Raw genomic sequence first — 26,708 nt, 5'->3', positions numbered from 1 at the left:
GTGTTCTGATCAGCCGGTCGGGTCGAGGCCGTGGCTGCGCAGCCACGGCAGCGGGTCGATCGCGGAGCCGCCGCCGGGCCGTACCTCGAAGTGCAGGTGCGGTCCGGTGGAGTTGCCGGAGTTGCCGGAGTACGCGATGACGTCACCGGCCTTGACCTCGCCGGACCGGATCTTGGTGCTGCTGAGGTGGCAGTACCAGGTCTCGGTGCCGTCCTTGGCGGTCACGATGGCCATGTTGCCGTAGGCGCTGTTCCACTGGGTGCGCACGGTGCCGTCGGTGGCGGCCATCACGGGCGTGCCGTACTGCACGGGGAAGTCGATCCCGGTGTGCAGGGACATCCAGTTGACGCCGGCCTGCCCGTAGTACGCGCTGAGCTGGTGCAGCTTGACGGGGAGAGCGAACTTGGGGCGCAGCGCCTCGCGGCGCGCGGCCTCCTCCTCGCGCTTCTTGCGCTCGGCCTCCTGACGGGCCTTGAGGTCGATGCGCTCCTGGGTGCGGCTGGCGCGGTCACCGAAGTCGCGGGCGTCGGCGCTGAGCGCGGCGAGCTGGGTGTCCAGGGCACTGTTGGCGGCGGCGACGGTCTTGACGGAGGACGGGTCCTCGGCGGTCACCGGTTTGGCCTCGGCCTTCTCCTCGCCGCCGGTGAGGCCGCTGACGGAGGCCGCCGCGATCCCGGCGACACCCATGACGCACGCGGAGGGCACGGCGACGGTCAGAAGCGCGGAGCGTTTCGCGGGGGTACGCCGCCGGCCACGGCCGCCGCCTCCGCCGGAGCGGCGGGCGGGGCGGGGGATGACGGCCGCGGCCACGGGCTCGGCTTCGGCCTCGGGCGTCGCCTCGGGCTCCGGATCCCGCTCCTCCGGCGCCTGCTCCTGCTCGTGCTCCGGCTCGGGGGCTTCGGCGTGCGGGGCCTCCGGGTGGAGGGCCTCCGCCGAGGCGTAGTCGTACTGCTCCGGCACGAACGTCTCGGTGGGCGCGGAGTGCCAGGCGGTGGCGTCGTAGGCGCCGGTGTCGTACTGCGTCTGGTTGTTCCAGGCGCCGGCGTCCCACTGGCCGGTGTACTCGGAGTACTCGACGTAACCGGTGGTGGCGCCGTCCCACTGCGTGGTGTCGTACTGGCCGCTGTGCCCGGCGTCGTAGCCGCTCTGGTGGCCGGCGGTGTCGTAACTCGCCTGGTAGCCGCCGTCGTAGGACCCGGGGAGGGCGCCGAAGAGCGGGTCGGTCGCGAAGGCGCCGGTGTCGTAGGTCCCGGTCTCGTACGTGCCCGTGGTGTAACTGCCAGTGCTGTAGCTGCCCGTGGTGTAGGCGTCGTCTCCGACGTACCCGGCGTGGGGGTGCTGGTCGTTCACCAACTTCTCTCTCGCCTCGGCAGCAGGACCAGGTCTGGGGGCGGCCCCCGGGATGGGGAACCCCAGAGGGGAAAGCAGTGGGCGCGACTGTACCCGGCGGTACGCGCAAGCGACAATCTTCCGAGAGTTTTGGGCCCGGGGGAAACGGGCATTCAGCCGCCTTTCGGCGGAGTGCACACAGAGCCTTGGCCGTACGTTCGAAATCCGTTCGACGGTTGTGGCGTTGCCTTCACGCCACCGACACGGAATCCACCGTTCCGGCGGTCGGCTCCTCGGACTCCAGCACCCGGCGGACCGCGGCGGCGACCGCCGGGTGGACCGGGAGCGCCAGGTGGCCGATCCCGGTGACCCGGACGTTCTCCGCGATCAGGTCCGGGTGGCGCAGGCACGCCGTCTCGGCGGGGATCATCACCTGGTCGAGATCGCTCCAGAAGCTCACGAACCGCGTACGGCACTGGGGCGCGGGCTCGCTCAACTCCCGCAGCACGGACGAACCGGGACGCATCTGGCGGACGAGCGGGTGGGCACCGGCCAGCGGGGCGAAGGTGGTGCCCGCATGCGGTGTGCCGAGCGTGACCAGCGTGCGTACGCGCCGGTCGCCGCCGAGTCGCTGCACGTAGTAGCGGGCGATCAGACCGCCGAGGCTGTGCCCGACGACGTCCACCTCGGGGTGGCCGGTGCGGGAGCAGAGGTCCTCGACATGGCGGCCGAGCAGCGCGGCGGCGGTGCGCAGATCGCAGGTGAGAGGGGAGTAGTTGAGCGACTCCAGGTGCTGAGGCGGTCGGCCGGAGCGGACGAGGGAGCGGCGCAGCAGCACGAAGACGGAACGGTTGTCGATGAACCCGTGCAGCAGCACGACGGGCGGCCGCCCGTCGACGGCCGTGACGGGAGCGCGGCGGCGGCGTTCCGGAGCGACACCGGTGGGGTAGAGCACCAGATGGCAGGCGAGGATGGCCAGCTCCAGGGTTGTGGCCTTGAACAGCGCGATGACCCTCATGGCCGACCTCGCCCTCCCGCACCGGCACCCGAGGCACCGCGCCACGCCGCGCCGACGTGAGGTTTTCCCTCGCGAGCATGTCCCACGTGTGATTTCCCCCTCGGTATTCACCGTGAAACGGCCGCTTGCGGGATGCTGTAGATAACGTTCGTTCACCTCCCCGGGATAGAGCTACGGGGGACGCATGTGGAGGCAGTGATGGGTGTGACCGGTCCGATCCGCGTGGTGGTGGCCAAGCCGGGTCTCGACGGCCACGATCGCGGGGCCAAGGTGATCGCGCGGGCCCTGCGTGACGCCGGTATGGAGGTCATCTACACCGGCCTGCACCAGACGCCGGAGCAGATCGTGGACACCGCGATCCAGGAGGACGCGGACGCGATCGGCCTCTCGATCCTCTCGGGCGCGCACAACACGCTGTTCGCGAAGGTGCTGGAGCTGCTGAAGGAGCGGGACGCGGAGGACATCAAGGTCTTCGGGGGCGGGATCATTCCGGAGGCGGACATCCCGCCGCTGAAGGAGCAGGGCGTCGCGGAGATCTTCACGCCGGGCGCGACGACGGCGTCGATCGTCGACTGGGTCAACGCCAACGTCCGCGTCGCCGCGTAGCGGCACGGCCCCTGCGGGGCGTGGCCCGGAGTTCTTTCCCCCCACCCCTCCCCCTACGCCCTGCGGGCGTGGGGGGACCCCCACTTCCCGTAACTGGGGGCTGCGCCCCCAGCCCCCCGGCCGGGGCCACTCCGCGGCAGCTTCGCGCCGCGGAGGTTTCGGCGTTGGAGTGCGGCGGGTTGGCGCGATGGCGCGGGCGCTCCAGGTGCATGGGACAGCACGCCGCAGGACGGCTAGGTCCCCGCTACGGGGCTTCGCACCCGCGGAAGGGCACGTGGGGCCACGGAACGGGCCCTTGGGACACCGCCGGAGGATGGACGCACCGGCGGCGGGGACGCCCACGCACGTGAGGGGGTCGGGGGTGGAGTGTGGGGGGTGGTCGGACGTAAAACGACTGAACTCGCGCGAAGCGCGGTGAACGAGAGTCCGACCACCCCCCACCGGAACCCCCGGCACCCGACCCACGCCCACCGGCGCAAGCCACGGCGCGCCGGAATGCCGCCCACCGGGCAAGAGCACCGCCCCGCCGCCCCCGGCGCACGCCTGGCTACCGCGTGAGTTCCGCGTGCATCGTCGCGCGGAGCCTCAGCGTGGACACCAGGCGTTGGAAGGCCTCCGACCAGTAGCCGCCCGCGCCGGGGGACGCGTCCTCCGGTTCGTCGGGGACGGCGGTGAGGACCTCGAGCCGGGCCGCTTCGACGGGGTCGAGGCAGCGTTCCGCGAGGCCCATCACGCCGCTGAAGCTCCACGGATAGCTCCCGGCGTCGCGGGCGATGTCGAGCGCATCGACGACGGCACGGCCCAGCGGCTCCGCCCAGGGCACGGCGCAGACGCCGAGGAGCTGGAACGCCTCCGACAGGCCGTGCGCGGCGATGAAGTCGGCGACCCAAAGGGCCCGTTCGCCCGCGGGCAGGGTGGACAGCAGCTTGGACCGCTCCGCCAGCGAGTCGGGCGGCGTCGCGGGCGGGCCCAGCAGGGCGCGCGACCAGGCCGCATCGCGCTGCCGGACGGCCGCCCGGCACCACGCGGCGTGGAGCTCGTCCCGCCAGTCGTCGGCGACGGGCAGGGCGACGATCTCCTCAGGTGTGCGCCCGCCGAGCCGCGCGGGCCAGGCGGCGAGCGGCGTGGCCTCGACCAGCTGGCCGAGCCACCAGGACCGCTCGCCCCGTCCGACGGGCGGGTTCGGCAGGACACCGTCGCGCTGCATGCCGGCGTCGCACTCGTGCGGCGCCTCGACGGAGATCACGGCCGTGTCGCCGGTGCGGTCGAGGCTGACGCAGGTCGCCGCCCGCTCGGCCATGCGCGCGGCCAGCGCCGAGTGCGGGAGCGCGGACAGCAGCTCGGCGGCCGTGGCGCGCACGTTACGGCTGCGGTCGGAGAGCGCGTCCTCCAGGAAGGGCTCGTCCGCGTCGGACAGGCCGGTGCGCAGGGAGTCGAGGAACATGAGCCGGTCCTCGGCCCGTTCGGCGGACCAGGTCGAGCGCAGCAGTGCGAGCGCGGCGCCGGGCTCGTGGGCCCGTACGGCCGCGAGGAGGGCGACGCGCTCGGCGAAGAGGCCCTCCTCCCACAGGCTCCGCACCGCCGGGGTGTCGTCGGGCGCGGGGAGCGCGGCCACTCCCGAGGGGCCGCGCAGGGCGAATCGCCACTCGGGGTTGAACCGGGCGAGCCACAGCCCGCGCGGCCCGGCGAAGGTGAGGGCCTGGGGCCGCAGGTCGGTGCGGGCGCGGGCGGCGTCCAGCAGGGCGGGGAGGACGGAGGCGGGCGCCCGGTAGCCGTGTTCGTTCGCGGTCGCGAGCCACTGGGGCAGCAGCTCGGTGAGGTCGGGTGCCGCCCCGCGCCGGCCGCCGCCCTGTGACGGCCCGGCCCGGTCGGCGAGCAGCTGGGTGAGCCGGCGGCGGGCCGCTTCGGGGACGGGTGGCCGCGGATCGTGCGGCGCCGGTTCGGGTGGGGCGGCGGCGGGCGCGGGCAGCAGGCCCGCCCTGCGCCGCACGGTGTGCAGGGCGGCGGCGTCCAGGAGCGCGACCGGCGCGTCCTTCTCGCCCGAACCGGCGCCGGGCGGCCGCCGCTCGGTTCCGAGCAGTGCCGAGGTCACGAGGTCTTCCCAGGATGTGGCGGTGGTCATGGCATCGTCCTTCCGTAGCCCGGCGTCAGGTGAGCGGAACGGTCTCGAGCGACTCGAACGACTCGAGCGGCTTCGCAGTCTCGGTCGTCCCGACCGCTCCCGGCTTCCCGGTCGTCTCGACCGTCCCCGGCTTCCCGGCCGTCTCCGCCGCCGTCTCCGTCGACCAGGCGGCGAGCGGGGTGAAGCCCCGGTGCCCGCATTCGCCGAAGACGGTGACGGGGCCGCCGCCGGAGAGGGCGACGAGCCGCCACAGGCCCGTACGGCCGAGTGCGGCGGGGGCCACCGGCAGCGCGGACGTGCCGTCGGCCGCGGCCAGTTGCCAGGTGCCGTCCTGCGACGGCACGGGTATGACGTCGGCGAGCGTCACCGGCCAGGCGTCCAGCCAGGGATCCTCGCGGAGCGCGCGCCCGTACGCGGCGAGGGCCTCCGTGGCCGTCCCGCCGGGCGGCGGCCCCTCGGCGGGGACCGGCGGCGAGAACTGCGGCCCGAGCTCGGCCCGCAGCTGTCCGGCGCCCGCGTACGGGGTGACCTCGGCGTCGATGGCCACGCCGACGGGCAGGGCCAGCTGCGGCGCCCGCCCCGCGGCGCCGAAGGAGAGGAGCAGGGCCGTGCGCCCGCTGTCCCGCCCGTACAGCCAGATGCGGCGCGTGGTCAGCTTGCCGTCCGAGGTGTCGTACTGGGCGAGGACCGTCCAGTGGTCGCGTACGGCCGGGCCGTCGGCGGGTGCGGTGAGCCCGACGCGGGTGCGTACGGTCGCGGCCAGTGGCTCGGGCAGCCGGTCGACGCCCAGCCACGCCTGGTCGAGGAGGTGCGTCAGGGCGCACTCCTCCAGCAGCCGTACGGGCCAGCCGGGGCCCGAGCCCGGTATCGCGCCCAGCTCCCGCACGCGGCCGGCCAGCCCGGGGGCCTGCGCGTCGACCATGCGGGCGGCCGTCTCCTCCCACAGCCCGTACCCCGCCTGGTCGGCGGAGGCGAGCCCGCCGCGCAGGAGGTCGGCGAGCCGCTGCTCCAACTCCCGCGCGCCCGCGGTGATCCGGGCCGAGCGGCGTTCGGCGCGGCGCCGGGCCGCCTCGGGGTCGGCGGTTCTCGGGGCGGGGGAGCCGGCCGCGTCCCCTCCGTCGCGGCCGGCAGCCCGTTCTCTGCGCCCGGCGAGCCACTGCTCGGCCCACTCCGGCGCGGCGTCGGCGTCCGGTACGGCCCGTCCGTCCGACGCCCAAAGCAGCAGCAGCCCGAGCGCGTGCTTGCACGGGAACTTCCGGCTCGGGCAACTGCAGCTGTACGCCGGGCCGGTGGTGTCCACGATCGTCTGATACGGCTTGCTCCCGCTTCCCTTGCACAGACCCCAGACGGCCCCCGCGCCGCTGCAGCCGGTGTCGGACCACGGTCCGGCCGTGCCGAGTTTGCTTCCCGCTTTGCGTGAGGCGTCGTCAGGAGCCAGAGCCAGCACCTGTTCAGCCGTCCAGCGCACCCCCTGCTGATTCATGTCCTCGACCGTAGGCCCCACCACTGACAATCGGCTCTGACCTGCGCAGACGATCGATTGTCAGTGGCATGGTGCACGGTGGATCCCACACCCGGTCGCAACGATCTGGAGGGGGATCCATGACCGTGCCCGAAACCACCGAAGCCACCGCGCCCACCGGCGCCGAGGCCAGCGCGCCCACCGGCGCAGAGTCCGCCCCGGTCACCGGCGCCGAGCCTCTGCGGCCGCACGCCGAGGACGCGTTCGCGCACGAGCTCAAGGCGCTGGCGGCGGCCGACGACCGGCCCCGCCCCGCCCGCTGGCGGCTCTCGCCGTGGGCCGTCGCCACCTATCTGCTCGGCGGCACCCTCCCCGACGGCACCGTCATCACACCGAAGTACGTCGGCCCGCGCCGCATCGTCGAGGTCGCCGTCACCACACTCGCCACCGACCGCGCCCTGCTGCTGCTCGGCGTGCCCGGCACCGCCAAGACCTGGGTCTCCGAGCACCTCGCCGCGGCGGTCAGCGGCGACTCCACGCTCCTCGTCCAGGGCACGGCGGGCACACCCGAGGAAGCCATCCGGTACGGCTGGAACTACGCGCAGCTGCTGGCCCACGGTCCCAGCCGGGACGCGCTGGTGCCCAGCCCGGTGATGCGCGCCATGGCCGAGGGCATGACGGCCCGGGTGGAGGAGCTCACCCGCATCCCGGCCGATGTGCAGGACACGCTGATCACCATCCTGTCCGAGAAGACGCTCCCCATCCCGGAGCTGGGCCAAGAGGTCCAGGCGGTACGGGGATTCAACCTGATCGCCACCGCCAACGACCGCGACCGCGGGGTCAACGACCTGTCCAGCGCCCTGCGCCGCCGGTTCAACACCGTCGTCCTGCCGCTGCCGGCGACGCCGGAGGCCGAGGTCGAGATCGTCTCGCGGCGCGTCGACCAGATAGGGCGCTCGCTCGACCTGCCCGCGACGCCGGAGGGCGTCGACGAGATCCGCCGGGTCGTCACCGTCTTCCGCGAGCTGCGCGACGGCGTCACCACCGACGGCCGCACCAAGCTCAAGTCCCCGTCGGGGACGCTCTCCACGGCCGAGGCGATCTCCGTCGTCACCGGCGGCCTCGCGCTCGCCGCGCACTTCGGCGACGGCGTGCTCCGCCCCGGCGACGTGGCCGCCGGCATCCTCGGCGCGGTCGTCCGCGACCCGGCGGCCGACCGCGTCATCTGGCAGGAGTACCTGGAGACGGTCGTCCGCGAACGGGACGGCTGGAAGGACTTCTACCGCGCCTGCCGGGAGGTCTCGGCATGACGGCGAAGGCTACGGCGACGGCGACAGCACGCGCGACCGCCACGAAGCCGCTGCTGCTCGGCGTGCGGCACCACGGCCCGGGGTCCGCCCGTGCGGTCCGGGCAGCCCTGGACGCCGCGAAGCCCCCGGCCGTGCTGATCGAGGGCCCGCCCGAGGGGGACGCGCTGCTCCCGCTCGCCGCCGACGAGCGGATGCGCCCGCCCGTCGCCCTGCTGGCGCACGCGGTGGACGACCCGTCCCGGGCGGCCTTCTGGCCGCTGGCGGAGTTCTCACCGGAGTGGGTCGCCGTCCGCTGGGCGCTCGACCACGGCGTACCCGTCCGCTTCATCGACCTGCCGGCCACCCACTCGCTGGCCATGGCCGCGGACCCCACCTGGGGCGACGGGGACGAGGAGGAGGCCGACGGCGTCCGCGTCGACCCGCTCGCCGTGCTCGCCGAGACCGCCGGCTACGACGACCCGGAGCGCTGGTGGGAGGACGTCGTCGAGCACCGCGGGCCGCGCGGCCCGGTCGGGGCCCGCCACGGGCCCCCGAGCAACGACGAAGGCACGGACGACGAAGGCACGGACGACGGAGGCACCGACCCCGTCGCCGTCTTCGACGGGCTCGCGGAGGCCATGTCCGCACTGCGCGAGGCGTACGGACACGGCGGCCACCGCCGGGACCTGATCCGCGAGGCGTACATGCGGCTCCAGCTGCGCGCCGAGCGGAAGACGTACGGCGACGGCGTGGCCGTCGTGTGCGGCGCCTGGCACGTGCCGGCGCTCGCGGCGAAGAGCACCGTCACCGCCGACCGCGCCCTCCTCAAGGGCCTGCCCAAGGTCAAGACCGAGATCACCTGGGTGCCGTGGACCCACCGCCGCCTCGCCCGCCACACCGGCTACGGCGCGGGCATCGACTCCCCCGGCTGGTACGGGCACCTGTTCAGCGCACGCGACCGGCCCGTCGAGCGCTGGCTGACGAAGGTCGCCGGGCTGCTGCGCGACGAGGACCGGATCGTCTCCTCGGCCCATGTCATCGAGGCCGTACGCCTCGCCGGCACGCTCGCCGCCCTGCGCGGCCGCCCGCTCGCCGGGCTCACCGAGACCATGGACGCCGTACGGGCGGTGATGTGCGACGGCTCCGACGTGCCGCTGGACCTCATCAGGGACCGGCTGATCGTCGGCGACGTGCTCGGCGAGGTGCCGGACAGCGCGCCCGCCGTCCCGCTGCAACGGGACCTGACCCGGCTTCAGCGCACTTTGCGCCTCAAGCCGGAGGCCCTGGAGCGCGAGCTCGACCTCGACCTGCGCAAGGAGACGGACGCGGAGCGCAGCCGGCTGCTGCACCGCCTGCGGCTGCTCGGCATCGACTGGGGCGATCCGGCCGGCGGGCGCGGCTCCACCGGCACGTTCCGGGAGGGCTGGCGGCTGCGCTGGCAGCCGGAGCTGCACGTGCGCGTGGCGGAGGCGGGCGTGTGGGGCACCACGGTGCTTGCCGCCGCCACCGCCAAGGCCGAGTCGCTCGCGGTGTCGGCCACCGCGCTGGCCGACGTGACCGCGCTCGCCGAGCGGTGTCTCCTGGCCGGGCTGCCCGACGCGCTGCCCGTGGTGATGAAGGCGCTCGCCGACCGGGCCGCGCTCGACGCGGACGTCGGCCACCTCGCCCAGGCGCTGCCCGCGCTGGCCCGCTCCCTGCGGTACGGCGACGTGCGGGCCACGGACACGGCCGCGCTCGGCGAGGTCGCCACCGGCCTCGCACTGCGCGTCTGCGTCGGGCTGCCGCCCGCCTGCGCGGGGCTCGACGCGGACGGCGCCGCCGAGATGCGCGGCCACCTCGACGGCGTCCACACCGCCATCCGGCTCCTGCCGGAGGCCGAGGCCGAGGAGGTCACCGCCCGCTGGGGCACCGTCCTGCGCGGCCTCGCCGGCCGGGACACCGTGCCCGGAGTGATACGCGGCCGAGCCGCCCGGCTGCTGCTGGACGACGGGCGGCTCGCCGAGGAGGAGGCGGCCCGGCTGATGGCCCTCGCCCTCTCGCCCGGCACGCCGCCCGCTGAGGCGGCGGCCTGGATCGAGGGGTTCGTCGGCGGCGGCCCGGGAGCCGGTTCCTCCGGCGGGGGCATGCTCCTCGTCCACGACGAGCGGCTGCTGGGCCTGGTCGACGCCTGGCTGACCGGGGTCCCTGCGGAGGCGTTCACCGACGTACTGCCGCTGCTGCGGCGCACGTTCGGAGCGTACGAACCGGGTGTGCGGCGCACGCTCGGCGAGCTGGTGCGGCGCGGCCCGGCGGCGCCCGGCGCAACGGCGGCGGGCCGCGCCGCCGAGCCCGGCGCACCGGGCTTCGGCCCGGGCCTGGACGAGGAGCGCGCGGACGCCGTCGTGCCGCTGGTTCGACTGCTGCTCGACGGCGCGCGGGACGCGCACGGCATGGACGACGACCTGGTGGGGGCGGGACGATGAACGAGGTCAAGGCCAAGGCCAAGGCCAATGACGAGGACGAGCGGCTGCGGCGCTGGCGGCTGGTGCTCGGCGGCGGAGCGGCCGACGGGACCGGCCGCGCGCTCGCCGGGACCGACGCCGCCATGGACGGCGCCCTGGCCGCCCTCTACGGCGAGAGCGGCGGCCGGGGCAGGACCGGGCGGGACCGTTCGGCCGGGCTGGGAGCGTCGGCGCCGTCCGTCGCCCGCTGGCTCGGCGACATCCGCACGTACTTCCCGAGCTCCGTCGTCCAGGTCATGCAGCGCGACGCGATCGACCGTCTCGGTCTGTCGACGCTGCTGCTGGAGCCGGAGATGCTCGAGGCGGTCGAGGCCGACGTCCACCTCGTCGGCACGCTCCTCTCCCTCAACAAGGCGATGCCCGAGACGACGAAGGAGACCGCGCGGGCCGTCGTCCGCAAGGTCGTCGAGGACCTGGAGAAGCGGCTCGCCACCCGCACCCGCGCCACGCTCACCGGCGCGCTCGACCGGAGCGCGCGCGTCAGCCGCCCCCGTCACCGGGACATCGACTGGGACCGGACGATCCGGGCGAACCTCAAGAATTACCTCCCCGAGTACCGCACCGTGGTGCCCGAGCGGCTCATCGGCTACGGCCGCGCCTCGCAGTCCGTCAAGAAGGACGTCATCCTGTGCATCGACCAGTCGGGGTCGATGGCGGCGTCCGTCGTCTACGCCTCCGTCTTCGGCGCGGTGCTGGCCTCCATGCGGTCCATCGCCACCCGGCTCGTCGTCTTCGACACCGCCGTCGTGGACCTCACGGACCAGCTCGACGACCCGGTCGACGTCCTCTTCGGCACCCAGCTCGGCGGCGGCACGGACATCAACAGGGCGCTGGCCTACTGCCAGTCGCAGATCACCCGCCCCGCCGAGACCGTGGTCGTCCTCATCAGCGACCTCTACGAAGGCGGCATCCGCGACGAGATGCTCAAGCGGGTGGCCGCGATGAAGGCGTCCGGCGTGCAGTTCGTGGCGCTCCTCGCGCTCTCCGACGAGGGCACACCGGCGTACGACCGCGAGCACGCGGCGGCGCTCGCGGCACTGGGAGCCCCGGCGTTCGCCTGTACCCCGGACCTCTTCCCCGAGGTGATGGCCGCCGCGATCGAGAAGCGCCCCCTGCCCATACCGGACATGGTGACCCATCAGTAACACCCGACTTGCGTGACCCCCCGAGGCTCGTGCAAGCATCAGCGCGCCGTATGCGGAGTCCGAACCTCGACTTCCGCCGCCCTGGAAGGACTCCGAACGCCGTGACCGCCGCAGCAGCCGTGCCGGTTGCCGCCCTGCGCCTGGTGCGCGGAGCGGCCCGGCGGCACGCGCCGCGGCACCACACGTTCGGCGCGCGGGCGCTGACCGCCGTGCTGTTCCTCGGCGGCCTGCTCGCACTGGGCTTCCTCTGCGGCGGCCAGGCGTACGCGGCGGAGCCCACGCCGGGCGCAGCGCCGGGCACACCGGTCACGCAGGCCACGCACGTCACGCAGGCCCCTGCCGAGCGGCTCCGCGCCGCCGAGCCGGAGACCGCCGCGCCCCGCGCCACGGAAGCCGTCCGCGAGGCCGCCGACCGTACCGCCATAGCCACCGAGGCCACCGAAGCCGCCGAGGCCGCCGACGCGGCCCAAGCCGTCGAGCCCGTCGGCGGGGCCGTCGCCGTCGCCACCGGAGCGGTGCGGGACCTCGGCTCGGGTCTCACCGGAGCCCTTCCGGCGGGTCCCGTCGAGCGCCCCTCGGCGCCCGGCCTGCCCGGCCTCCCGGTGGCGCCCGAGCTGCCGCAGGCCCCGGCACCCGCGGAGGCCGAAAGCCCCGGCGTTCGAACCGTCGCCGGGACCGCGACCGCCACGACCGGCGCCGCTGCCCCGGCCGCCTCGCACGCGGACACCGCCACCCTGGCGAGCGGCGCGCGCATACCCGCGTACGGCCAGGACCACCGGGCCACCACACTCACCACACCCGCCATCGCCGTCGCGCTTCCCGCGGCGGTGCCCGCCGCCCCGGAGCCGTGCTCCGGCGGCGTGTGCCTCCCGACCGCCGGTGTCGGCGCCGGTGACAGCGGTTCGCCGCGCGGCGCCGACCAGCACGCCGCGCAGTCGGCGTCGGTCCCGTACCCCGGGCCCGTACGCGGCGCCGGACTGCCGGCGACCGTCTCCCCGGTCCACGACCGACCGCACGACATCCTCGAATTCCCCGGCTAGGGCAGACCGTCCCCCGTCCAGGACGCCCAAGACCTGCCGCGCGGGGGCGGGACAGGTCTGCCCGCCGTCACCCCATCGGTGACACCACACACGGAATTCGAAGGAACCGACGCACCCCATGAACAAGAACATCCGCCGTTCCATAGCCGTCGCCGCCACCGCCACCGGCATGTGGGCCATCGGCACCGCGGCCGCCAGCGCGGCCGAGGTCAACGTCTCCGTGCCGCTGTCGACCCCGGACAAGGTCGTCGACGCGGTGGAGGACACGGCCCAGGACACCGCCCAGGACGTCACGCAGGACGCCAAGACCGATGTGAACACCGTCGCGTCGGCCACCACCCCCACCGTCCAGAACGTCCAGGGCGTCACCCAGGACGTCCAGGCCGATGTCCAGCAGGTGCAGGGCGCCGTCACCCCGGCCGTGGACACCACCGTCGACACCGCCACGGGCGAGATCGACTACCTCTTCGGCCCCCTCGCCTCCTTCGCCCACGAGGTCCACGGCGACCCGGTCGGCACCGCGACCCCGATCCTCGACGGCGTCGCCCAGGACGCCCTGCCGCCCATCGCCGACCGCGCCGTCGACGGAGCCGTCCCGGTCGCGGGCCAGGCCGTCGGTGACGCCGGCACCCTCGCCCAGGGCGTCGTCTCCGGCGTGCAGCCCTTCGCGGGCGGTGTCGTCGCGGACGTCCCGCCGCTGGCGTACGGCGTGACGGGCGAGGTCCAGCCGTTCGCGTACGGGGTGACGGGCGCCGTGCAGCCGTTCGTCCAGGCGGTCGTCGACACCGTGTCCGACCACGTCCAGCCGGTCGTCGACGGCGTCGGCGGCAGCGCGACCGGTCTGGCGTACGGCGTGACGGGCGAGGTGCAGCCGTTCACGCAGGGCGTCACCGGCGACGCGCAGACGTTCGGTCAGTCCGTCGTCTCGCACGTCACCGCCGACGTCCAGCCGCTCTCCGCCAACGCGGTCTCCGGCGTCCAGTCCACCGTCCAGTCGGTCACCCCGGACTACCTCCCCTACGGCGGCTGATCACCGAGCCGGATCACCGAGCCGGATCACCGAGCCGGATCACCGACCCGGCTCACCACGTCTGGTCCGCTACGAAATCCGTAGCTACGGGCGGTCTCACAACCCGTGAGGCCGCCCGTTTGAGGTCTGTGCCTGTGACAGGTATCACCGCGCGGGTGTGACCTGTGATTTAGGGACCCAGCTCCTACGGGGATAACCTGCGAGACGGACATGCCGCGTCCACGGACACCGTGTACGCCTCCCTTGTGACAGCGCAGTCACGTTGCCCTCCGCCCGGTCCGGGCGCGCGGCACGCCCACGCAGACAACGAACCGCGATCACCAGAAAAGGGACGGACGCGCGTGGACCTGTTCGAGTACCAGGCGAGGGACCTCTTCGCCAAGCACGGTGTACCGGTGCTGGCCGGTGAAGTCATCGACACGCCTGAGGCGGCGCGCGAGGCGACCGAGCGACTGGGCGGCCGTTCGGTCGTCAAGGCGCAGGTGAAGGTCGGCGGCCGCGGCAAGGCCGGCGGCGTCAAGCTGGCCGCCAGCCCCGACGAGGCCGTCGCCCGCGCGACGGACATTCTCGGCATGGACATCAAGGGCCACACGGTCCACAAGGTGATGATCGCCGAGACGGCACCCGAGATCGCCGAGGAGTACTACGTCTCGTACCTCCTCGACCGCACCAACCGCACCTTCCTCGCCATGGCCTCCGTCGAGGGGGGCATGGACATCGAGGAAGTCGCGGCCACCAAGCCCGAGGCCCTGGCGAAGATCCCGGTCGACGCCAACGAGGGCGTCACCGAGGCCAAGGCCCGCGAGATCGTCGAGGCCGCGAAGTTCCCGGCCGAGGTCAAGGACCAGGTCGCCGAGATCCTCGTGACCCTGTGGAAGACCTTCGTCGCCGAGGACGCGCTCCTCGTCGAGGTCAACCCGCTGGCCAAGGTCGCCGACGGCCGGGTCATCGCCCTCGACGGCAAGGTGTCCCTGGACGCCAACGCCGACTTCCGCCACCCCGAGCACGCCGAGCTCGAGGACAAGGCCGCAGCCAACCCGCTCGAGGCTGCAGCCAAGGCCAAGGGTCTCAACTACGTCAAGCTGGACGGCGAGGTCGGCATCATCGGCAACGGCGCCGGCCTGGTCATGTCGACGCTCGACGTCGTCGCGTACGCCGGTGAGGCGCACGGCGGCGTCAAGCCCGCCAACTTCCTCGACATCGGCGGCGGCGCGTCCGCCCAGGTGATGGCGAACGGCCTGGAGATCATCCTCGGCGACCCGGACGTCAAGTCCGTCTTCGTCAACGTCTTCGGTGGCATCACCGCCTGCGACGAGGTCGCCAACGGCATCGTCCAGGCGCTGCAGCTGCTCGCCGACAAGGGCGAGGAGGTCACCAAGCCGCTGGTCGTGCGCCTCGACGGCAACAACGCGGAGCTGGGTCGCAAGATCCTGTCGGACGCCAACCACCCGCTCGTGCAGCGCGTGGACACCATGGACGGCGCGGCCGACAAGGCCGCCGAGCTCGCGGCTGCGAAGTAAGGGACGAGGTCAGAAACACCATGGCTATCTTCCTGACCAAGGAAAGCAAGGTCATCGTCCAGGGCATGACCGGTGCCACGGGCATGAAGCACACCAAGCTCATGCTGGGTGACGGCACCAACATCGTCGGTGGCGTGAACCCGCGCAAGGCGGGCACGACCGTCGACTTCGACGGCACCGAGGTACCCGTCTTCGGCACGGTCGCCGAGGCGATGGAGAAGACCGGGGCCGACGTCTCCGTCCTCTTCGTCCCGCCGGCCTTCGCCAAGTCCGCCGTCGTCGAGGCCATCGACGCCGAGATCCCGCTGGCCGTCGTCATCACCGAGGGCATCGCGGTCCACGACTCCGCCGCCTTCTACGCGTACGCCGTCGAGAAGGGCAACAAGACCCGGATCATCGGCCCGAACTGCCCCGGCCTCATCACGCCGGGCCAGTCCAACGCGGGCATCATCCCCGGCGACATCACCAAGCCCGGCAAGATCGGCCTGGTGTCCAAGTCCGGCACGCTGACGTACCAGATGATGTACGAGCTGCGCGACATCGGCTTCACGTCGTGCGTCGGCATCGGCGGCGACCCGGTCATCGGCACCACCCACATCGACGCGCTCGCGGCCTTCGAGGCCGACCCCGAGACCGAGCTGATCGTGATGATCGGTGAGATCGGCGGCGACGCGGAGGAGCGGGCGGCCGACTTCATCAAGGCCAACGTCACCAAGCCGGTCGTCGGCTACGTCGCGGGCTTCACCGCCCCCGAGGGCAAGACGATGGGCCACGCCGGTGCGATCGTGTCCGGCTCGTCCGGCACCGCGCAGGCGAAGAAGGAGGCCCTCGAGGCCGCGGGCGTCAAGGTCGGCAAGACCCCGACCGAGACGGCCAAGCTGGCGCGCGCCATCCTCGCCGGCTGAACAGCCTGAACAGCTGAACAGCCTGAACAGCTGAACAGGCTGCACCGCACCGCCGCACAGCGGATGGGCCCGCTCCCGGATCTCCGGGGGCGGGCCCATCCGCGTGTTCAGCGCGGGTCCGGGAGGAGACGCGGCGGGCCGGCGAACGGCAGGCCGCGCAGCGCGTCGCGCAGCTCCTCGTCCTCCGCCGTCAGCCGCTGCGGCCCGCTCAGCACCGGTACGCCGGCGATCGCCTCGCCCGGCGCGAGCGGCGGCTCGTACGCGGTCGGCGCCGTGGCCAGCGTGAACGCGGTCGCGCCGACGATGAGCGTGGTCAGGCCGATGGCCGCCCGTGTCCAGACCCTGGCGCGGCGCTCGCTGCCCGTACGGACGGCGCGGGGCAGGGCCAGCACCATGGTCGGGCCCTTGGCGAGCAGCTCCGCGAGGCGTTCGTGGAGCGCGTCCGGGTCGGCCAGCTCGGGCAGCCGCTCGGCGACGGCTTCCCGCGCACCCAGGATGCGGTGCGCGGCGGCCGGGGTGCTCGCCTCCAGCTCGGCGGCGGTCTCGGGCAGGTCGATGCCGAGGCCGTCGTAGAGCAGCAGGGCGCGGCGGTACGGCGGCGGCAGGTCGAGCACCGCGCCGCGCAGCGCCCGGGCGGCGCGGTCGGTGGTCGGCGGGTCGGGGTGCCGGTGGGTGGGGCGCAGCCGGTGCCAGGGGGAGAGGGCGTACGCGTGCGCCGCCGCGCGCACCCACCCGGCCGGGTCCGGGTCGACGGCGACCTCCGGCCAGCGCTCCCAGGCGAGGTGGAAGGCGTACTCGACGGCCTCGCGCGCCAGCCTGCGCCGCCCGGTGAGCAGGTACGCCTGCTGGAGGACGGCGGGGGCGGCGCAGGCGTACAGCGCGTCGAACGCGTCGGAGGCGGTGGCGGGTGCCTCGGAGGTCTCGGAGGTCTCGGGTGTCTCGTCCGCCTCCGGAGTCTCCTCCGCCTCCTCCGCCTCCTCCGCCACCTCCGAGTCGGATGCCTCAGGCGTCTCGGCGGCGTCGGCGGCGTCGAGGGCGACGGGACCGGACTTCTCCGCGCTCTGCGGCGCCGCGGCTGCTTCCGGGGCTTCCTTCGCGGGCTCTGGACCAGAAGCCAGCCCCGGCTCCGCCTTCTCCGCCTCCTCCGGCCCGGGCTCCGGTTCCGGCCTCTGCGCGTGTGAGGCGTCGGGCGCCGTGGTGCTCTGCGGACGCCGGCGCTCGGCACGCGGCGCCTGCTTGGAGGTGCGCGGCCGGGTCTGGCCCTTCGCGGCGGACTTCGCCGACTGCGCGGACTTGTTGGCCGGCTTCGCCCCCGCCGTGGCGGCCTCGTGCGCGCGCAGCAGCTTCACGTACGCCTCGCGCTTGCGCCCGCGCGGGCTCGACCGCCCCGTCTCCCAGGAGCGCACGGTCGCCTTGGTGACCCCGAGGACCTCGGCGACCTGGCTCTCGCTCAACGATCTCGCCTCACGCAGTCGTCGCCGCTCCTTGGGGGACGGGAGCGGCGGCGCGGAGCGGGTCGTGGTGCTCTGGGTCATGGGAGGCTCCCCGCGGCGCTGCACGCGACGAAAAAGTACATAACCGTATATTGGGCGACACAGCGGGCAATCTCCCGTTACGCAGAGAAAGCGCGTGTCGTTGGCAGCATGGCGCCGTGACTCGCGCGACGGCCGTGACGGCCATGACCAGGATCACCGTGAGCGGTGTGCGCGGCGCGCTCGCCGCGGGGCTCGGGCTCGGCTCCGTCACCGTCCTGGTGATGGTGATGTGGATCAGCTCGCCCTACCCGGACCGGGGCCCGGACGGGGCGTTGCACGTCGCCGCCGCGGTGTGGCTGCTGGCTCATGGGACGGAGCTGGTGCGGGAGGCCGGAGCGCCACCGGCCGGGGCGCCGGCGCCCGTCGGCGTCGTACCGCTGCTGCTGCTCGCGCTGCCGGGCTGGCTGGCGTACCGCACCACGCGCGACGCGTCGCCCGGACCGGCGGTGAGCGTCGTCGGCGGGGTGACCGCGGGGTACGCGGTCGTCGGCGCGGGCGCCGTGGCGTATGCGCTCGGCGGCCCGCTGGCCCCGCAGCCGCTCAGCGCGGCGCTGCACCTGCCGCCGCTCGTCGCGCTCGCGGCGGCGGCCGGGGTGTGGACGGCGAACGGCCGCCCGGCCGGGCCGCTGCCGCGTCGGCTCCCGCAGTGGCTGCGCGTGGAGCTGGCCCGCTCCCGCACCGGAGTCGCGGCACGCGCCGCCGCGGCCGGTCTGCTGACGCTGGTGGGCGGCGGAGCGCTCGTGGTGGCGGTGTCGCTGGTGTGGCACCTGGGCGCCGTGCGGGACGGGTTCGTGGGCCTGTCCGACACGTGGGCCGGGCGGGCGGGGGTGCTGGTGCTGGCCGTCGCGCTCCTGCCCAACGCGGCGGTGTGGGGCTCGGCGTACGCGCTCGGCGCGGGCTTCGCCCTCGGCACGGGCGCGGTGGCCACGCCGCTCGCGCTCACGGGCGACCCGGCGGTGCCGCTCTTCCCCCTCCTCGCCGCGGTACCGGGGGAGGGGCGCGGAACCTGGCCGCACTGGGCGGCCGCGGCGGTGCCGGCGGTGGCGGGCCTGGTGGTCGCCTGGTTCGCGGGGCGGGCGGAGACGGTACGGGGCGTACGGGACACGGTGCTCGCGGCGTGCGCGGCGGCGGCGCTGTGCGGCGCGGGCGCGGCGGTACTCGGCGCGGCGGCGGGCGGGCCGCTGGGGGCGGGGCGGCTGGCGGAGTTCGGGCCCGTGGGGTGGCGCGTGGGTGCGGCGGCCCTGGCGTGGACGGCGGTGCTCGGCGTCCCGGGAGCGCTCGCGGTACGCGCCTGGCGCCTGCGGGGCGCCACCGCCGTACCGCCCGCGGTTCCTCTCCCCGCCCCGGCTCAGGCCCCTGCCCTGGTGGCGGCGTCCGCGCCCGCCGAGCAGGAGCGGGCGGACGAGGACTCCGCCGAGCCGTACGGCGTGCTCCCGGCGGCCTGGGAGACACCGGATGTCGCCGCCCAGGCCCCTGACGCCGCCCTCGACACCGAAGAGCCGGATATGGAGGAGGGCCCGCCGGAAGAGGCCCCGGAGGATGAGGGCCCGCCGGAAGAGGCCCCGGAGGATGAGGACCCGCCGGAGGAGGTCCCGGAGGAGGAGGACCCGCCGGAAGCGGTCCCGCCGGAACAGGCCCCGGCGGAAGAGGTCCCCGCGAGTGAGGACCCGCCGGTCAGCCCGTGAGGGCCGAAGCGGCTACTCCTGTACGCCGAAGACGTCGCGCAGCGGCGTCGGGAGCAGTTCGTTGCAGGAGAGCTGGCCCGTCTTCGTCAGGGCGTCGTCCACGCAGCTGTAGTAGTCGCGGTAGACCAGCTGGACCGTGAAGGTGGCCGCCACGATCGCCAGGGCCAGCGCCGCCGTCACCAGGCCGCTGAGCGCGGCCGTGCGCTGGGGGCGGGTCCCGGGGCGCGGGCTTCCGGAGCCGGCCGGGGCTCCCGGAGCGGCGACCGGAGCCGGCGCCGGGGCGGGGGGCGCGGGAGCCGTCGGGGCGGGGGAGCCCTCGGTGGAGGCGGCCGGTGCCGTGGCGGGCTTGGCGCGCAGGGAGCTGATGCCCCAGTAGAGGGCCAGCGCGCCGAGCAGCAGGGCGATCTCCGGGAAGTCGAAGAGCGCGAAGAAGAACGCCCACATGCCCGACAGGAGCGCGTAGCGGGCGCGCCGCTGGGCCGGGTCCGTCGGGTCCCAGCGCAGCGCCGGGCCCTGCTGGGTGCCGCCGGGGCCGCCGCCGGAGCCGCCGCCCTGCTGGTCGCCGTTCGGGCGGCTGCCGAAGCCGCCGGAGGAGCGGCCCGGCTGCCGCGGGCTCCACTGGCTGCCCCAGGCGGGCCGCTCGGACCGGTCGTCCCCCGAGTCGTCGTCGCCGCCCTCGGGACGGCGCGGCTGCCACGGCTGGTCCGGCCGGCCCTCGGGGGGCGGCGCGAACGGATTGTTCTCGTCCCCGGACGTCCCGGAGGTCCCGGGCGTCGACGCGGACGTGGACGCGGGCGTGGACGTGGACTCCGTGGACGGGCGGTGGCGGTCCGGCATGTGGTGAACGTCTTCCCCTCAGACCCGGTGTGCGCAAAGGGCCTTGTGTTGTCGTGTCCGTCCGTTCGGGACGGCTCCCTCCCAGACGCTACCCCCCGGCTCCGCCCCCGTCCCGTGGGGGCGGCTCGGTGTGCCGGTATCGTTGCTGACGGTCGACTCGTTCGTAGGGTTCCCCGTGTCGAGGGGCGCGATTCATTCGTACGACCACACAAACAAGGAGTTTCCCCCGTGGCTGCCGCCCGCCTCGTCGTCCTGGTCTCCGGGTCGGGGACGAACCTGCAAGCCCTGCTCGACGCCATCGGTGACGATCCCGAGGCGTACGGCGCCGAGATCGTCGCCGTCGGCGCCGACCGCGACGGCATCGCCGGTCTCGAGCGGGCGGAGCGCTCCGGGCTGCCGGCCTTCGTGTGCCGGGTCAAGGACCACGCTTCGCGCGAGGACTGGGACCGCGCGCTCACCGAGGCGACCGCCGCGTACGCACCGGACCTGATCGTCTCGGCCGGGTTCATGAAGATCCTCGGCAAGGAGTTCCTGTCCCGGTTCGGCGGGCGGATCGTCAACACGCACCCGGCCCTGCTGCCCAGTTTTCCCGGTGCCCACGGAGTGCGGGACGCGCTCGCGCACGGCGTGAAGGTCACCGGATGCACCGTCCACTTCGTCGACGACGGCGTCGACACCGGCCCGATCATCGCCCAGGGTGTGGTCCAGGTCCGGGACGAGGACGACGAAGCCGCTCTCCACGAGCGCATCAAGGAAGTCGAGCGCACGCTGCTCGTCGAGGTCGTGGGGCGTCTGGCCCGGCACGGCTACCGCATTGAGGGACGAAAGGTTCATGTCGGTGAATAAGCCCATCCGTCGCGCGTTGATCAGTGTCTACGACAAGACGGGGCTGGAGGAGCTCGCCCGCGGGCTGCACGAGAACGGCGTCGAGCTGGTCTCCACCGGCTCCACCGCCGCGAAGATCGCCGCGGCCGGGGTCCCGGTCACCAAGGTCGAGGAGCTCACCGGCTTCCCCGAGTGCCTGGACGGCCGCGTCAAGACCCTGCACCCGCGCGTGCACGCCGGAATCCTCGCCGACCTGCGCCTGGACGCGCACCGCGAGCAGCTCGCCGAGCTGGGCGTCGAGCCGTTCGAGCTGGTCGTCGTGAACCTCTACCCGTTCCGGGAGACGGTCGCCTCCGGCGCCACGGCCGACGAGTGCGTCGAGCAGATCGACATCGGCGGCCCCTCCATGGTCCGCGCCGCCGCCAAGAACCACCCCTCCGTCGCCGTCGTCACCTCCCCGGCGCGCTACGGCGACGTCCTCGCCGCCGTCCAGGCGGGCGGCTTCGACATGGCCGCCCGCAAGCGCCTGGCCGCCGAGGCGTTCCAGCACACCGCCGCGTACGACGTCGCCGTCGCCTCCTGGTTCGCCGACGACTACGCCGCCGCCGACACTGCGTCTGATAGCGGCTCCGCCGCGGGCGGCTTCCCCGACTTCCTCGGCGCCACGTACACCCGCGAGAACGTCCTGCGCTACGGCGAGAACCCGCACCAGGGCGCCGCGTTGTACGTCGACGGCACCGGCGGTCTGGCCGAGGCGGAGCAGCTGCACGGCAAGGAGATGTCGTACAACAACTACACGGACACCGACGCCGCGCGCCGGGCCGCATACGACCACACCGAGCCGTGCGTCGCGATCATCAAGCACGCGAACCCCTGCGGCATCGCGGTCGGCGCGGACGTCGCCGAGGCGCACCGCAAGGCACACGCGTGCGACCCGCTGTCGGCCTTCGGCGGCGTGATCGCCGTCAACCGCCCGGTCTCCGTGGCCATGGCGGAGCAGGTCGCCGAGATCTTCACCGAGGTCATCGTCGCGCCCGACTACGAGGACGGCGCGGTCGAGGTGCTCGCCCGCAAGAAGAACATCCGCGTGCTGCGCGCCCCCGGCACCCCGTCCGCCCCGGTCGAGGTCAAGCCCATCGACGGCGGCGCGCTGCTCCAGGTCACCGACCGCCTCCAGGCGGACGGCGACGACCCGGCCAACTGGACCCTCGCCACCGGCGAGGCGCTCTCCGCCGACGAGCTGGCCGAGCTGGCCTTCGCCTGGCGCGCCTGCCGCGCCGTCAAGTCCAACGCCATCCTGCTCGCCAAGGACGGCGCGAGCGTCGGCGTGGGCATGGGCCAGGTCAACCGCGTCGACTCCGCGAAGCTCGCCGTCGAGCGGGCGGGCGAGGAGCGGGCACGCGGCTCGTACGCCGCGTCGGACGCGTTCTTCCCGTTCCCCGACGGCCTGGAGATCCTCACCGCGGCGGGCGTCAAGGCCGTGGTCCAGCCGGGCGGTTCGGTCCGCGACGAGCAGGTCGTCGAGGCGGCGAAGAAGGCGGGCGTGACGATGTACTTCACGGGCACGCGCCACTTCTTCCACTAGATGCCGCATGAAACAGGCCGCGGCCCCACTGCTGTCGAGCAGTGGGGCCGCGGCCCGGGTGTGGCGTCGCCTCAGTACCGCGGGCGCTTGAACCACGCCGCACCGTCCGCCTTCGAGACGAAGACGATGACGAGGATCAGCAGCACGATGTGGACGATGCTGAGCGGGAAGAACGGGTAGATGCTCAGCAGGAGGCCGATCGACGCGTACACGATGATGCCGACGCGCGCGCCGTTGCCGCCCTTGCGGCACTGGAGCGCGAGTGCGATCGACGCGATGAGGTAGACCACCGCGAGGGCGATCAGCGCGTAGAGCACACCGGAGGAGAAGTCGGCGAAGGCGTCGAAGCCCTCGGTCGTCTGCAGCTGCTGGTCTTCCTTGAGCTTGTTCACCGCGGCGACGCCCAGGCCCAGCAGGATGATGCCCACGACCTGGAGCCCGGCGATCACCCACATCATGACCTGCGCGGCCTTGACGCCGCCGGGCATGTCCATCGGCGCGCCGGCGTAGCCGCCGCCGTACGCCGGGGCCGGCGGCGGCGCGGCCGGGTAGCCGTAGCCCGGCTGCTGGGGCTGGCCCTGCTGCGGGTAGCCGTAACCGGGCTGCTGCGGCTGGCCCTGCGGCTGGCCGTAGGGGTTGTTCGGGTCGCCGAAACTCATGGCGTGTTCCTCCGTTGATGGGTGCGGGGACGGCGCGGCCCGCGCGGAGGAACGAACTTTCACATGTATTGAGCGGTTTGGCCCCCCGGCACTGCCCGCGGCACTGCGCGGATCATCGTGGTCGTACCATCTCCTTTTTGTCCAGTCGGAATCTGTACGTGTTGTGCAAGTGCAACCTGGCGTTCCGCCGGGGTGCGCGAATTGGAACCCGGGCGGGTTCATCCGCGAGGATGGGGCCATGACCGCCCAGATTCTCGATGGCAAGGCCACCGCAGCAGCGATCAAGTCCGACCTGGCCGCCCGCGTGGCGGCCCTGAAGACCAAGGGCATCACGCCCGGCCTCGGCACCATCCTGGTCGGTGACGACCCGGGCAGCCAGAAGTACGTCGCGGGCAAGCACCGCGACTGCGCCGAGGTCGGCATCGCCTCCATCCAGCGGGAACTGCCCGCCACCGCCACGCAGGACGAGATCGAGGCGGTCGTACGCGAACTGAACGAGGACCCCGACTGCACCGGGTACATCGTGCAGCTGCCGCTCCCCAAGGGCATCGACGAGAACCGCATCCTCGAGCTCATGGACCCGTCCAAGGACGCCGACGGCCTCCACCCGATGAACCTCGGGCGCCTCGTGCTGAACGAGCCCGCCCCGCTGCCCTGCACCCCGAACGGCATCATCGCGCTGCTGCGCGCGCACGGCGTCGAGATCAGCGGCGCGGAGGTCGTCGTCGTCGGCCGCGGCACGACCATCGGGCGCCCGATGCCGCTGCTGCTCACGCGCAAGTCCGAGAACGCGACGGTCACGCAGTGCCACACGGGTACGCGCGACCTCGCCGCGCACCTGCGCCGCGCCGACATCATCGTGGCCGCGGCGGGCGTACCGCACCTGATCAAGCCCGAGGACGTCAAGCCGGGCGCCGCCGTCCTGGACGTGGGCGTCAGCCGGGACGAGAGCGGCAAGATCGTCGGTGACGTCCACCCCGGCGTCGCCGAGGTGGCCGGGTGGCGCGCCCCGAACCCGGGCGGCGTGGGCCCGATGACCCGGGCGCAGCTGCTGGTCAACGTCGTCGAGGCGGCGGAGCGCGCCGCCGCCACCGCGAGCTGAGCCGGACCGGAGAGGGCGACCCCATGGGCGTACGGGCGAACGAGGACCCCGCGACCGCGAACGCTGCCGCCGCGGCGGCGCCGGTCGGCACCGATGCGGCCGCGGCCGACGGCTCCACGGCACCCGGGCCCGCGGGGCGCGAAGCCGCCGAGGACGAGGCGCCGGCCGGCGCCTCGGGCCCCGGCGGGGCACCCGCTGACGGCGTCACCCCGGACGCGGGCGCCGACAGCCCCGCGAGCCCCGCACTGGAGCCCCAGCCGGAGGGCGAGCCCCCGGCTGCAGGCACCGCGCCCGAGGCCGCGGAAGGCCAGAGCAGCCCGGCTGCAGGCACCGCGCCCGAGGCCGCGTCCGGCCCGTCGGCAGGCACCGCGTCCGAGGCGCAGCGGGCTGAGACCGGCAACGCCGCAGGCACCGCGCCCGAGGCCGCGGAAGGGCAGAGCAGCCCGGCTGCAGGCACCGCGCCCGAGGCCCAGTCGGGCCCGTCGGCAGGCACCGCGCCCGAGGCGCAGGCTGGGACCGACAAGGGCGGCACGGACGCGGGCACCGCGTCCGAGGCGTCTCAGGCGCAGGGCGGCACGGACGCCGGTACCGCGCAGGAGGACGCGCCCGCGCCGCGGCACACGCGGCGGCCGCCCGCCATGACGCGGGACACCGCGCGGCCCGAGGGCGGCGGGCGGGCGGCGCCCGGGGACGCGCCCGCGCCCGCGCGGCAGTGGCCGCTGCTGACCGTGCTCGGGGTCGCCACGCTCGGGCTGGTCGTCGTCGGGCTCGACCCCTTCCCGCAGGCGCCGCGGATCGGGGCCATCCTCATCGGCCTCGCCCTGCTCACCGGCGCCGCACTGCGCCGCGCCGTGCCGTCCGTCGGCATGCTCGCCGTACGGTCGCGCTTCACCGACATGGTCACGTACGGCCTGCTCGGCGTGGTGATCGTGCTGCTGGCGTTGATGACGCAGCCCAACCCGTGGCTGGAGATCCCGTTCCTGGAGAAAGCCGTCCGGTTCACGGTGCGTTAGAGGCGCGTACCTTCCGTGCACACATGGGGTGACAGACCGACCCAGCCCCGCGCGAGAGGGACGTTCGCCCCATGGTCAAGATCAAGGTGGCCACCCCCGTCGTCGAACTCGACGGCGACGAGATGGCCCGCATCGTTTGGCGGTTCATCAAGGAGCGGCTGATCCTGCCGTACGTGGATGTCGAGCTGCGCTCCTTCGACCTCGGCATCCAGCACCGCGACGCCACCCGCGACCAGGTGACGGCCGACGCCGCGCGGGCCGTCAAGGAGTACGGCGTCGGCGTCAAGTGCCCCACGATCACACCGGACGAGGCGCGCGTCGCCGAGTTCGGTCTCAAGGCGAGGTACCGCCCGCCCGGCGCGACCCTGTGGGAGGCGCTCGGCGGCGCGGTCTTCCGCGAGCCGGTCCTGGTGGGCGCCGCGCCGCGCCCGGCCAGACCGGTCGTCATCGGCCGCCATCCCTTCGGGGACCAGTACCGGGCCACCGAGCTCAGGGTCCCCGGCCCCGGCACGCTCACCCTCACCTTCACCCCCGCCGCCACCAGCACCGGTCCCGCCGCCGACCCGGTCGAGCTGGAGGTGTACGCGTTCGAGGGCCCGGGCGTCGCGCTCGCGATGTACAACGTCGACGCGTCCATCCGCGACTTCGCGCGCGCCTCCTTCCGCTACGGGCTGGCCCGCGGCTACCCGGTGTACCTCTCGACGAAGAACACCGTCCTGAAGAAGTACGACGGCCGCTTCAAGGACCTCTTCCAGGAGGTCTTCGACACGGAGTTCACGGAGGACTTCGACGCCGCCGGGCTGACGTACGAGCACCGCCTCGTCGACGACATGGCCGCCTCGGCCCCGGCGGGCGAGGGCAGCTACGTCTGGGCGTGCAAGAACTACGACGGCGACGTCCAGTCCGACGCCCTGGTGCGGTGGGCCGGTTCGCCCGGGCTCATGAGCTCCGTGCTCATGGCCCCCGACGGCCGGACCGTCGTGACGGAGGCCGCGCACGGCACCGTCACCCGCCACTACCGCCGCCACCAGCAGGGCAAGGCGACGTCCACCAACCCGATCGCCTGCGTCCACGCCTGGACCCGGGGCCTGGCGCACCGGGGCCGGCTGGACGGCACGCCCGAGGTCGTCGACTTCGCCGAGGCGCTGGAAGAGGTCTGTGCCGAGACCGTCGAGGGCGGCCAGCTGACGAAGGACCTTGCCGCCCTGGTCTCCGGGGACCAGCCGTGGCTGACCACAGAACAGTTCCTGGAGACCCTCGACACGGGGCTGCAGAAGAAGATGGCGGCCCGCTGACGGCGGGGGCGACGGCGACCGTCCCCTCCCCCGAGCAGGACGGGCGCCGTCACCTGCGTAAAGAGTCATGGACGCGCCAAGAGAGGGCAAGGTGTGTCCGGTCCCTGTAGCGCGGAGGTGACCATTCCGGCATGGTGTGATCGACCCGCAACGGATGCGAAACTGGGGCGGCGACAGGACGACCCGGCGTGTGGGGGCACCCGGC

The 26,708-nt window shown here is 74.0% G+C and carries 21 protein-coding genes; 14 read left to right on the top strand and 7 right to left on the bottom strand.

All coding sequences use genetic code 11. The features are described 5' to 3' along the window. Nucleotides 1-9 precede the first annotated feature (9 nt). Both ACZ42X_RS26120 and ACZ42X_RS26115 read right to left on the bottom strand, forming a co-directional pair. Nucleotides 10-1,350, bottom strand: coding sequence for a M23 family metallopeptidase (locus ACZ42X_RS26120; protein ID WP_468294764.1), 1,341 nt, complete (start codon nucleotides 1,348-1,350; stop codon nucleotides 10-12). A 229-nt stretch (nucleotides 1,351-1,579) separates the two neighbouring features. Next, complete coding sequence (locus ACZ42X_RS26115; protein WP_468294761.1) at nucleotides 1,580-2,347, bottom strand: lipase family alpha/beta hydrolase; 768 nt, start codon at nucleotides 2,345-2,347, stop codon at nucleotides 1,580-1,582. Nucleotides 2,348-2,545: 198 nt separating this feature from the next. Between ACZ42X_RS26115 and ACZ42X_RS26110 the strand changes: the two genes are divergently transcribed. Beyond that, nucleotides 2,546-2,953 carry a cobalamin B12-binding domain-containing protein gene (locus ACZ42X_RS26110; RefSeq protein WP_468294758.1) on the top strand — a complete coding sequence of 136 codons (408 nt, stop codon included), beginning with the start codon at nucleotides 2,546-2,548 and terminating at the stop codon, nucleotides 2,951-2,953. A gap of 547 nt (nucleotides 2,954-3,500) precedes the next feature. Here ACZ42X_RS26110 and ACZ42X_RS26105 read toward each other — a convergent pair. Together ACZ42X_RS26105 and ACZ42X_RS26100 are read right to left on the bottom strand one after the other, a co-directional pair. Next, nucleotides 3,501-5,075 carry a DUF5691 domain-containing protein gene (locus ACZ42X_RS26105; protein ID WP_468294755.1) on the bottom strand — a complete coding sequence of 525 codons (1,575 nt, stop codon included), beginning with the start codon at nucleotides 5,073-5,075 and terminating at the stop codon, nucleotides 3,501-3,503. Between the two features lie 25 nt (nucleotides 5,076-5,100). After that, the gene (locus tag ACZ42X_RS26100; RefSeq protein ID WP_468294752.1) at nucleotides 5,101-6,558 is read right to left on the bottom strand and encodes an SWIM zinc finger family protein; all 1,458 of its coding nucleotides are present in this window, start codon (nucleotides 6,556-6,558) and stop codon (nucleotides 5,101-5,103) included. 119 nt (nucleotides 6,559-6,677) lie between these two features. Here ACZ42X_RS26100 and ACZ42X_RS26095 point away from each other — a divergent pair, with 119 nt between their 5' ends. The 7 genes from ACZ42X_RS26095 to sucD all read left to right on the top strand — a co-directional run bounded on the left by ACZ42X_RS26095 (nucleotide 6,678) and on the right by sucD (nucleotide 15,967). Further along, on the top strand, nucleotides 6,678-7,847 hold the full coding sequence (locus ACZ42X_RS26095; protein WP_468294749.1) for an ATP-binding protein: 1,170 nt from the start codon (nucleotides 6,678-6,680) through the stop codon (nucleotides 7,845-7,847). Beyond that, nucleotides 7,844-10,288 carry a DUF5682 family protein gene (locus ACZ42X_RS26090; protein ID WP_468294746.1) on the top strand — a complete coding sequence of 815 codons (2,445 nt, stop codon included), beginning with the start codon at nucleotides 7,844-7,846 and terminating at the stop codon, nucleotides 10,286-10,288. The genes ACZ42X_RS26095 and ACZ42X_RS26090 overlap by 4 nt, the downstream gene beginning before the upstream one ends. Further along, nucleotides 10,285-11,472 (top strand): VWA domain-containing protein, encoded by a 1,188-nt coding sequence (locus ACZ42X_RS26085; RefSeq protein ID WP_468294743.1) that lies wholly within the window; start codon nucleotides 10,285-10,287, stop codon nucleotides 11,470-11,472. The genes ACZ42X_RS26090 and ACZ42X_RS26085 overlap by 4 nt, the downstream gene beginning before the upstream one ends. 101 nt (nucleotides 11,473-11,573) lie before the next feature. After that, on the top strand, nucleotides 11,574-12,512 hold the full coding sequence (locus ACZ42X_RS26080; protein ID WP_468294740.1) for a hypothetical protein: 939 nt from the start codon (nucleotides 11,574-11,576) through the stop codon (nucleotides 12,510-12,512). Between the two features lie 118 nt (nucleotides 12,513-12,630). Beyond that, complete coding sequence (locus ACZ42X_RS26075; RefSeq protein ID WP_468294738.1) at nucleotides 12,631-13,542, top strand: hypothetical protein; 912 nt, start codon at nucleotides 12,631-12,633, stop codon at nucleotides 13,540-13,542. A 341-nt stretch (nucleotides 13,543-13,883) separates the two neighbouring features. Further along, nucleotides 13,884-15,062 carry an ADP-forming succinate--CoA ligase subunit beta gene (gene sucC, locus ACZ42X_RS26070; protein ID WP_361421118.1) on the top strand — a complete coding sequence of 393 codons (1,179 nt, stop codon included), beginning with the start codon at nucleotides 13,884-13,886 and terminating at the stop codon, nucleotides 15,060-15,062. 20 nt (nucleotides 15,063-15,082) lie between these two features. Beyond that, the gene (gene sucD, locus ACZ42X_RS26065) at nucleotides 15,083-15,967 is read left to right on the top strand and encodes a succinate--CoA ligase subunit alpha (RefSeq protein ID WP_361421115.1); all 885 of its coding nucleotides are present in this window, start codon (nucleotides 15,083-15,085) and stop codon (nucleotides 15,965-15,967) included. A gap of 107 nt (nucleotides 15,968-16,074) precedes the next feature. Here sucD and ACZ42X_RS26060 read toward each other — a convergent pair whose 3' ends face one another. Next, on the bottom strand, nucleotides 16,075-17,502 hold the full coding sequence (locus ACZ42X_RS26060) for a helix-turn-helix domain-containing protein (protein WP_468294735.1): 1,428 nt from the start codon (nucleotides 17,500-17,502) through the stop codon (nucleotides 16,075-16,077). 116 nt (nucleotides 17,503-17,618) lie between these two features. Between ACZ42X_RS26060 and ACZ42X_RS26055 the strand changes: the two genes are divergently transcribed. Next, the gene (locus ACZ42X_RS26055) at nucleotides 17,619-19,187 is read left to right on the top strand and encodes a cell division protein PerM (RefSeq protein WP_468294733.1); all 1,569 of its coding nucleotides are present in this window, start codon (nucleotides 17,619-17,621) and stop codon (nucleotides 19,185-19,187) included. 12 nt (nucleotides 19,188-19,199) lie between these two features. Here the strand turns inward: ACZ42X_RS26055 and ACZ42X_RS26050 are convergent, their stop codons facing one another. Beyond that, the gene (locus tag ACZ42X_RS26050; protein ID WP_468294730.1) at nucleotides 19,200-20,024 is read right to left on the bottom strand and encodes a hypothetical protein; all 825 of its coding nucleotides are present in this window, start codon (nucleotides 20,022-20,024) and stop codon (nucleotides 19,200-19,202) included. A gap of 228 nt (nucleotides 20,025-20,252) precedes the next feature. On the opposite strand from ACZ42X_RS26050, the gene purN reads away from it, so the two are divergent. Together purN and purH are read left to right on the top strand one after the other, a co-directional pair. Beyond that, complete coding sequence (gene purN / locus ACZ42X_RS26045; RefSeq protein WP_468294727.1) at nucleotides 20,253-20,870, top strand: phosphoribosylglycinamide formyltransferase; 618 nt, start codon at nucleotides 20,253-20,255, stop codon at nucleotides 20,868-20,870. Continuing rightward, the gene (purH, locus tag ACZ42X_RS26040) at nucleotides 20,857-22,434 is read left to right on the top strand and encodes a bifunctional phosphoribosylaminoimidazolecarboxamide formyltransferase/IMP cyclohydrolase (RefSeq protein WP_468294724.1); all 1,578 of its coding nucleotides are present in this window, start codon (nucleotides 20,857-20,859) and stop codon (nucleotides 22,432-22,434) included. Before purN ends, purH begins: the two co-directional genes overlap by 14 nt. 71 nt (nucleotides 22,435-22,505) lie before the next feature. Here purH and ACZ42X_RS26035 read toward each other — a convergent pair whose 3' ends face one another. After that, nucleotides 22,506-23,093 carry a hypothetical protein gene (locus tag ACZ42X_RS26035; RefSeq protein ID WP_468294721.1) on the bottom strand — a complete coding sequence of 196 codons (588 nt, stop codon included), beginning with the start codon at nucleotides 23,091-23,093 and terminating at the stop codon, nucleotides 22,506-22,508. A gap of 238 nt (nucleotides 23,094-23,331) precedes the next feature. Here ACZ42X_RS26035 and ACZ42X_RS26030 point away from each other — a divergent pair, with 238 nt between their 5' ends. From ACZ42X_RS26030 to ACZ42X_RS26020, 3 genes are all read left to right on the top strand, one after another. Further along, nucleotides 23,332-24,195 (top strand): bifunctional methylenetetrahydrofolate dehydrogenase/methenyltetrahydrofolate cyclohydrolase, encoded by an 864-nt coding sequence (locus tag ACZ42X_RS26030; RefSeq protein WP_468294718.1) that lies wholly within the window; start codon nucleotides 23,332-23,334, stop codon nucleotides 24,193-24,195. A 23-nt stretch (nucleotides 24,196-24,218) separates the two neighbouring features. Next, the gene (locus tag ACZ42X_RS26025) at nucleotides 24,219-25,208 is read left to right on the top strand and encodes a DUF3017 domain-containing protein (protein WP_468294716.1); all 990 of its coding nucleotides are present in this window, start codon (nucleotides 24,219-24,221) and stop codon (nucleotides 25,206-25,208) included. 71 nt (nucleotides 25,209-25,279) lie between these two features. After that, complete coding sequence (locus tag ACZ42X_RS26020; RefSeq protein ID WP_468294714.1) at nucleotides 25,280-26,503, top strand: NADP-dependent isocitrate dehydrogenase; 1,224 nt, start codon at nucleotides 25,280-25,282, stop codon at nucleotides 26,501-26,503. The last annotated feature ends 205 nt before the right edge of the window (nucleotides 26,504-26,708 follow it).

The sequence above is a fragment of the Streptomyces sp. NPDC030862 genome, from assembly GCF_055571835.1.
This window is presented reverse-complemented; position numbering and strand designations above follow the sequence as displayed.